The organism is Cupriavidus sp. GW823-FHT07A04 (assembly GCF_058794615.1).
Map to the genome: position 1 here is coordinate 515,999 of NZ_JBXAHA010000002.1, position 6,778 is coordinate 522,776.

Consider the following 6,778-nt stretch of genomic DNA (forward strand, 5'->3'; position numbering starts at 1 on the left):
ATGCTTGGACCGCGCGGATTTGCCTGGTGGTGGTTGGTGTGCCGGCGTTGGCGATGCTGCCTGAGGTTATGCCGCCCGCGCCGCCAGCACCGCTGGTAAAGCCGGTCGTAGCCCAACCCAAGGACTAAGCCCATGTCTGATTCCGCATTCGACGAATCCTCGCCCTTTGCCTCCATCGAAGTCTCCGACCTGGTGGCGGCGGTGGAGGCGCAACTCACCCAGGCCATCGTCGAAGGCCGGCTCCCGCCCGGCAGCCGCATCGTCGAGGCCGACATCGCCCGCCGCATGAATGTCAGCCGCGCGCCGGTGCGCGAGGCGGCCCGGCGGCTGGAGCGCCAGGGCGTGCTGGTCTCGCGCCCGCGCCATGGCTTTGCGGTGCGCACGGTGACGGTGCGCGAGATCGACGACCTGTTCCAGGTACGGCTGAATCTGGAGCTGATGGCCGCATCGCTCGCCTGCAAGCAGGCGCCGGAGGCCGGGCTGAAGCAGCTCGTGGCCATGGTCGACCGCATGGTGCAGGACGCCGAATCGCTGCCGCAGATCGAGCGCGTGGCGCGCGACCTGGCGTTCCACACGGCCATCTGCGAGCTGTCCGGCAACGCTTACCTGCATCGCATGTTCTCCATGATGCAAACGGAGATTCGCATGATCGTGGCGCTGATCGACAGCGTGTACCACGACCCGAAGGCCGTGGCCGAGACCCATCGCCCCATTGCCGAGGCGATTGCGCGGCGCGACGAAGCCGCCGCGCAAGCCGCGGTGCGCTTCCATATCGATGACGCCTGGGTCCATGTCCGGGCGGTGTTCATGCAAAAACAAGGCGCCGCCGAGGCGCCCCCGATGGAGTCCGTCCTATGAAAGTCGTCTACAGCGATCTGCATCTCGACCACGACCCGCACGCGTTCATGGTGCGCGGCAAGATGAAACGCAGCAACGAGCAGCCCGAGCGCGCCCTGCGCCTCTTGGCAGCGGTGCGTGCCGATGGCCACGACGTGATTGCCCCCGCCGATCACGGCCCCGGCCCGCGCGCCGCGATCCACACGCCGGAATACCTGCGCTTCCTGGAAACCGCGTACGACCGCTGGCAACTGCTGCCCGACGCCTCCGAGGAGGTCTTGCCCAACATCCATCCGTTCCCCGGGCAGCCCTGCACCTATCCCGACAGCGTGGTCGGCCAGGCGGGCTTCCACATGGGCGACGCCGCCTGCTCCATCGGGCCCAACACCTGGCGCGCGGCGGTCGGCTCAGCCGACGTGGCCACCCACGCCGCGCAACTGGTCGCCGACGGCGAACGCGCCGCCTATGCGCTGTGCCGCCCGCCGGGCCACCACGCTTATGCGGACCGCGCCAACGGCTTTTGCTACCTGAACAACACCGCCATTGCCGCGCAGCACCTGCGCCGCCACCATGACCGCGTCGCCATCCTCGACATCGACATGCACCACGGCAACGGCACCCAGGGCATCTTCTACCGGCGCAACGATGTGCTGACCGTGTCGCTGCATGGCGACCCGATGCTGTTCACGCCCTTCTTCACCGGACACGCGCACGAGCGCGGCGAGGCGGAGGGCCTCGGCTACAACATCAACCGCCCGCTGGCGCGCGGCACCGGCGACGAGGCCTACCTGGCAGCGCTGCGCGACGTGTGCCAAAGCATCCGCGCCTTCGCGCCCGGCGCGCTGGTGGTGGCGCTGGGGCTGGACGCGCACGAGCGCGACCCGTACCAGGCGCTGGCCGTCACCACGCCCGGCTTCGCGCTGATCACCGCGGAAATCGCGCGGCTGGGCTTGCCGACGGTGCTGGTGCAGGAGGGCGGGTATCTCTCCGACGATCTCGGGCCCAACCTGTCCAGCGCGCTGCGCGGCTTCGCGAGCGCGGCATGAACGGGCCGGCAAGCGCGGCACTGGCTGCCGCCGATGTGCTTAGCGAAGGCTCGCCCGAAGTCCCTGTGACGTGGGCGATGGCGCTGCTCACGCAGCACTACGGGCTGGCGGGCCGGCTCTCCCCGCTGAGCGGCGAGCGCGACCGGAACTTCCTGCTGGAAACGCCCGCGGCAAGCTACATGCTCAAGGTATCCCACCCGGCCGAGCTGCCGCTGGTGGCGGACTTCCAGACCCAGGCGCTGCTGCACATCGCCGCGGCCGACCCCGCCCTGCCCGTGCAGCGCATCGTGCCAACCCTGGCGGGCCAGCCAGCGCTGATCGCCCAGCCACCCGGTGGCGAAGCGCGCGTGGTACGCCTGTTCAGCTACTTGCCTGGCGTGCCGCTGCCCAAGGCGCAGCGCTCGCAAGCACAGGCACGGGAGCTGGCGCGCACGCTGGCCCGGCTCGACCTGGCGCTGCGCGACTTCCGCCATCCCGCCGGCGAGCTGGAGCTGCCGTGGGACATCCAGCGCGCCGACCGCGTGCGCGGCCTGCTCGACAGCGTCCCGGACGCGGCGCGCCGCACGCTGGCAAACCGCGCGCTGGATCGCTTTGCCGCCAATGTGCAGCCCCGGCTGGCGCACCTGCGGGCCCAGCCGATCCACAACGACTTCAATATCTATAACGTGCTGGTCGATCCGCAAGACCATGCGCGCATCGCGGGCGTGCTGGATTTTGGCGACATGGTCCATGCGCCCCTGATCGACGACCTGGCCGTTGCCGCCGCCTATCAGGTTGACCCCGCCGGCGACACGATGGCCACGCTGGCGGACTTTGTCGCCACCTATCACGCGGTACTGCCGCTGCAAGCCGATGAGGTCGACGTGCTGTTCGACCTGGTGCAGGCCCGGCTGGTGATGGTGGTAGCCATCAGTGGCTGGCGCGCCGCGCGGCATCCGGAAAACGCGCCTTACCTATTGCGCAACAACGCGGTCTCCTGGGACCGGCTGGCAGCCTGCGACGCGATCCCCACCGAACAAGCACGCTCCGTCCTGCGCCGCGCCTGCGGGATGGCGTGACCACGACACCAAGGAATCCGATGACCACGGCAGCAGCCAACCCTAGCGTTGCAGCACTGACCGAGCGGCGCGCCCGCGTGCTCGGCCCGGCGTACCGCCTGTTCTACGAGGAGCCGCTGCACATCGTGCGCGGCGATGGCGTCTGGCTTTACGACGCCAACGGCGAGCGCTACCTCGATGCATATAACAATGTGGCATCGGTCGGCCATTGCCATCCACAGGTGGTGCAAGCCATCGCCCGCCAGGCGGCGCAGCTCAACACGCACACACGCTACCTGCACGAGGGCATCCTGGATTACGCGGAGCGCCTGCTGGCCACCATGCCGGACGCGCTGGGCCATGCCATGCTCACCTGTACCGGCAGCGAGGCCAACGACCTGGCGATGCGCATCGCGCGCGCCCACACCGGCGCGCAAGGGCTGATCATCACGCGCTTTGCCTACCATGGCGTGACCGCGTCCATTGCCGAAGCATCGCCCTCGCTCGGGCGCTACGTGAAGCTTGGCGACAACGTGCGTACCGTGCCGGCGCCCGACAGCTACCGCGTTGCGCCGGCGCAGCTCGGTGCTGTCTTTGCCGACGGTGTGCGCCACGCCATCGAGGACCTGCGCGCGCATGGCATCCGCCCCGCCGCACTGCTGGTCGACACCGTGTTCTCCAGCGACGGCATCTTCTGCGATCCGCCCGGCTTCCTGAAAGATGCGGTCGCCGCCATCCGCGCGGCCGGCGGCGTGTTCATCGCCGACGAGGTGCAGCCCGGCCTGGGGCGCACGGGCGAGGCGTTCTGGGGATTCCAGCGGCATGGCGTGGTGCCGGACATCGTCACCATGGGCAAGCCAATGGGCAACGGGCATCCGCTGGCCGGGCTGGCCGTGCGCCCCGAAGTGCTGGCGGCGTTTGGGCGCGAGTGCCGTTACTTCAATACCTTCGGCGGCAACCCGGTGTCTGTCGCCGCCGGCATGGCGGTGCTTGACGTCATCGAGCAGACGCATCTCATGGCGCAGGTGCGGCGCGTGGGCAAGTACCTGCGCGAGCGGCTGGCAGGCGTGGCGCAGCGGCATCCACTGATCGGCGATATCCGCGGGGCCGGGCTGTTCGTCGCGGTGGAGTTTGTCGAAGACGGCGATGCCGCGCGGCCCGCGACCGCGCGCACGGCGCGCATCGTCAACGGTCTGCGGCGGCGCCACGTGCTGGTTGGTGCCACCGGCGAAGCGGCCAACATCCTGAAGATCCGCCCGCCGATGGTGTTCACCGAAGCGCACGCCGACCTGCTGGCCGACACCCTGGACGCAGTGCTGGCCGAGGTGGAGAACGAGCGAGTGGCCTGAACCTGAACCCGCCCGCCCGCCCGCCAGCCATCCGGCCACGGCCAGCAGCCCGGCTAACGCGCCGCGAGCCTGGCGGCTATGCCGGCCACGTGCCGGCCCTGATACTTTGCGATCGCCAGTTCGTTCTCGCTGGGCTGGCGCGAGCCGTCGGCGGCCGTGAGGGTGGAAGCGCCATAGGGTGTGCCCCCCGTGATCTGGCTCATGTCCAGCAGCCGCGCTTCGGCGTAGGGCACGCCGACAATCACCATGCCCTGGTGCAGCAGCGTGGTGTGGAAGCTGGTGATCGTGGTCTCCTGGCCGCCGTGCTGGGTGGCGGTGCTGGTAAAGACACTGCCGACCTTGCCCACCAGCCCGCCGCTCATCCACAGCCCGCCGGTCTGGTCGAGAAAATTGCGCATCTGCGCGCACATATTGCCAAACCGTGTGGGGGTGCCGAACAGGATGGCATCGGCGTCGGCCAGTTTGTCCGGCTCCGCCACCGGCACATGGGCGAAAGCCGCCCGGGCGGCCTTGGCGCCACTCTTTTCCAGCACGGCGTCGGGCACCAGTTCCGGCACCTGGAGCAACGTCACCTCGGCGCCATCGACTTCGCGCGCGCCCGCCGCCACGGCCTCCGCCATTTTGTAGACGTGCCCGTACATGCTGTAGAAGACCACCTGGATCTTGCAGGTCATGACATCCTCCTGAGTGCAATGCCAAATTCGAAATGAAAAATGACGAAATACGAAATCGGGACTTCAGGCCGCAACAGGCCATTCGTTGAGTCTAGGCGAAGCAAGCGCGCCGCGCGGTGACTGCCGCGCTTCCCTTCGCATCTTCGCCGCCTACAATAAAAGACCCTGGCTCATCCGCGCGCGGCACGGGCCCGCCCTGCCGGGGCCAACGTTGGAGTACCGCAATGACAACGGCATGTGCGCACCTTGCATTGAGCCATCCCGTCACACCCAGCGCAGAAGGCTGCGAGGAATGCCTGCGCAGCGGCGACGAATGGGTGCACCTGCGCTTGTGCCTGTGCTGCGGCCATGTCGGCTGCTGCGACGACTCGCCCAACCAGCACGCCACCCGGCATTTCCTGGCCACGGAACATCCGGTGATCCAGTCGTTCGAGCCGGGCGAAACCTGGCGCTGGTGCTATATCGACAAGTTGTTCATTCCTTGAGGGGTGCCCGGCGCCCGGCACACGCTCAGGCCAACCCCCATGCGCCAATCCTGCAAGGAGAATGTCATGCTGTCGACACCCGTTGAAAAGACCGACCATGTACTGGGGCCTGCCTCGGCCCACGTCACCGTGGTCGAGTACGGCGACTTCGAATGCCAGTATTGCCGCCTGGCCTACGGCGGCGTGAAGATCCTGCTTGCCCGCTACCACGACCGCGTGCGCTTTGTGTACCGCCATTTCCCGCTGACGGCCTGGCACCCGCTGGCGCTAGCCGCCGCGGAGGCTGCCGAGGCCGCGGCGGCCCAGCACAAGTTCTGGCCGATGCACCAGCAGATCTTCGAGCAACATCACGGCATCAAGCCGGCGATGCTGCGGGAGTACGCCGCTACGCTGGAACTGGACCTGGAGCGTTATGACTACGACATGAAGGCCCACACCTACCTGCAGCGCGTGCGCGAGCACCAGCAAGGCGGCATTGCCAGCCATGTGCGCAGCACGCCGGCATTCTTCGTCAATGGGGCAATACAGGACGTGACCTTCGGCATCGAACACCTGGACCATGCCATTGCCGTGGTGCTGCGTCACTGAGGGGCTGGGGGCCAGGGGCCTAGGCTTGCGGGCCAGCAGGCGTTGCCGCCTCCGCCGCGCTGTACACATGGCGCGTGGCGAGCAGTGACGCAAGGTCGGCGTCGCCGGCAATCACCGCCCGCAGGATCTGCGCGTGCTCGTCCCAGTTCTGCTGCGCGCGCTGCCGGTGCGCGGGCGCAAACACCAGTCCGGTGCGTTCGCGCAAGGAGCGCATCATCTCCTGCAGCACGCTGTTGGCGGCGATATTGCCCAGCACCTCGTGAAAGCGGAAATTGAGCGTGAGCAGGCGCGCATCCTCGCCGCCGCATGCCGCCGCGCTGCCCTGGCGCAAGACCTCCTGCAACTCGGCGACCAGCCGGGGATCGCGCCGTTGCGCGGCCAGCTTGGCGTTCAGGCCTTCGAGCGTGGCGCGCACCTCCACCATCTCCCGGGCCACCTGCTCCGACAGGCACGCCACCGACGCGCCCCGGCGCGGCTCGATGCGAACCAGCCCCTCGGCCGCCAGCGCGCGCAGCGCCTCACGCACCGGCACGCGCGACACGCCCAGTTCGGCCGACAGCGTGTGCTCCACCAGGCGGTCGCCCTGGCGGTACACGCCACCGACAATGCGCTGGCGCAAGGTATCGGTCACCTGCGAAAACAGCGGCGAATGGCGCGAGCCGAGGCTGGCGCCGGGACGGTCCGCCGGGTAGGCGGGTGGAACACTGCCGTGGTCGTCGGACATGTTCGTCTTGTGGGCGCGCGGGCCGGCCTTGGCCAGCC

At 68.6% G+C, this 6,778-nt stretch carries 8 protein-coding genes; 6 read left to right on the forward strand and 2 right to left on the reverse strand.

Annotation, left to right across the window (positions count from 1 at the left end; all coding sequences use genetic code 11):
* The first annotated feature begins 132 nt into the window (after positions 1 to 132).
* From AC1Q7Q_RS05680 to AC1Q7Q_RS05695, 4 genes are read left to right on the forward strand one after another with little or no spacing between them, the layout of a single operon-like run.
* On the forward strand, positions 133 to 858 hold the full coding sequence (locus tag AC1Q7Q_RS05680; protein WP_492372084.1) for a GntR family transcriptional regulator: 726 nt from the start codon (positions 133 to 135) through the stop codon (positions 856 to 858).
* The gene (locus tag AC1Q7Q_RS05685; protein ID WP_183032683.1) at positions 855 to 1,883 is read left to right on the forward strand and encodes a histone deacetylase family protein; all 1,029 of its coding nucleotides are present in this window, start codon (positions 855 to 857) and stop codon (positions 1,881 to 1,883) included. The genes AC1Q7Q_RS05680 and AC1Q7Q_RS05685 overlap by 4 nt, the downstream gene beginning before the upstream one ends.
* Positions 1,880 to 2,941 carry a phosphotransferase gene (locus AC1Q7Q_RS05690; RefSeq protein WP_492372083.1) on the forward strand — a complete coding sequence of 354 codons (1,062 nt, stop codon included), beginning with the start codon at positions 1,880 to 1,882 and terminating at the stop codon, positions 2,939 to 2,941. The genes AC1Q7Q_RS05685 and AC1Q7Q_RS05690 overlap by 4 nt, the downstream gene beginning before the upstream one ends.
* Before the next feature lie 20 nt (positions 2,942 to 2,961).
* Positions 2,962 to 4,269: an aspartate aminotransferase family protein gene (locus AC1Q7Q_RS05695; protein WP_492372082.1), complete on the forward strand. Its 1,308-nt coding sequence runs from the start codon at positions 2,962 to 2,964 to the stop codon at positions 4,267 to 4,269.
* Between the two features lie 53 nt (positions 4,270 to 4,322).
* Here AC1Q7Q_RS05695 and wrbA read toward each other — a convergent pair whose 3' ends face one another.
* Positions 4,323 to 4,943 carry an NAD(P)H:quinone oxidoreductase gene (gene wrbA, locus AC1Q7Q_RS05700; protein WP_174428029.1) on the reverse strand — a complete coding sequence of 207 codons (621 nt, stop codon included), beginning with the start codon at positions 4,941 to 4,943 and terminating at the stop codon, positions 4,323 to 4,325.
* Between the two features lie 224 nt (positions 4,944 to 5,167).
* Here wrbA and AC1Q7Q_RS05705 point away from each other — a divergent pair, with 224 nt between their 5' ends.
* Together AC1Q7Q_RS05705 and AC1Q7Q_RS05710 are read left to right on the forward strand one after the other, a co-directional pair.
* Positions 5,168 to 5,428 (forward strand): UBP-type zinc finger domain-containing protein, encoded by a 261-nt coding sequence (locus AC1Q7Q_RS05705; protein WP_043354618.1) that lies wholly within the window; start codon positions 5,168 to 5,170, stop codon positions 5,426 to 5,428.
* Positions 5,429 to 5,494: 66 nt separating this feature from the next.
* Positions 5,495 to 6,016, forward strand: coding sequence for a DsbA family protein (locus AC1Q7Q_RS05710; protein WP_492376785.1), 522 nt, complete (start codon positions 5,495 to 5,497; stop codon positions 6,014 to 6,016).
* A 19-nt stretch (positions 6,017 to 6,035) separates the two neighbouring features.
* On the opposite strand, the gene AC1Q7Q_RS05715 is transcribed toward AC1Q7Q_RS05710, so the two are convergent.
* A complete protein-coding gene (locus AC1Q7Q_RS05715; protein ID WP_492376784.1) occupies positions 6,036 to 6,740 on the reverse strand; it encodes a GntR family transcriptional regulator in 705 nt (234 codons plus the stop codon).
* Between the last annotated feature and the right edge of the window lie 38 nt (positions 6,741 to 6,778).

Coding starts and splice junctions, on each gene's coding strand:
- AC1Q7Q_RS05685 (WP_183032683.1), top strand. CDS start 855: ATGAAAGTCGTCTACAGCGATCTGCATCTCGACCACGACCCGCACGCG.
- AC1Q7Q_RS05690 (WP_492372083.1), top strand. CDS start 1,880: ATGAACGGGCCGGCAAGCGCGGCACTGGCTGCCGCCGATGTGCTTAGC.
- AC1Q7Q_RS05710 (WP_492376785.1), top strand. CDS start 5,495: ATGCTGTCGACACCCGTTGAAAAGACCGACCATGTACTGGGGCCTGCC.
- wrbA (WP_174428029.1), bottom strand. CDS start 4,943: ATGACCTGCAAGATCCAGGTGGTCTTCTACAGCATGTACGGGCACGTC.
- AC1Q7Q_RS05715 (WP_492376784.1), bottom strand. CDS start 6,740: ATGTCCGACGACCACGGCAGTGTTCCACCCGCCTACCCGGCGGACCGT.
- AC1Q7Q_RS05695 (WP_492372082.1), top strand. CDS start 2,962: ATGACCACGGCAGCAGCCAACCCTAGCGTTGCAGCACTGACCGAGCGG.
- AC1Q7Q_RS05705 (WP_043354618.1), top strand. CDS start 5,168: ATGACAACGGCATGTGCGCACCTTGCATTGAGCCATCCCGTCACACCC.
- AC1Q7Q_RS05680 (WP_492372084.1), top strand. CDS start 133: ATGTCTGATTCCGCATTCGACGAATCCTCGCCCTTTGCCTCCATCGAA.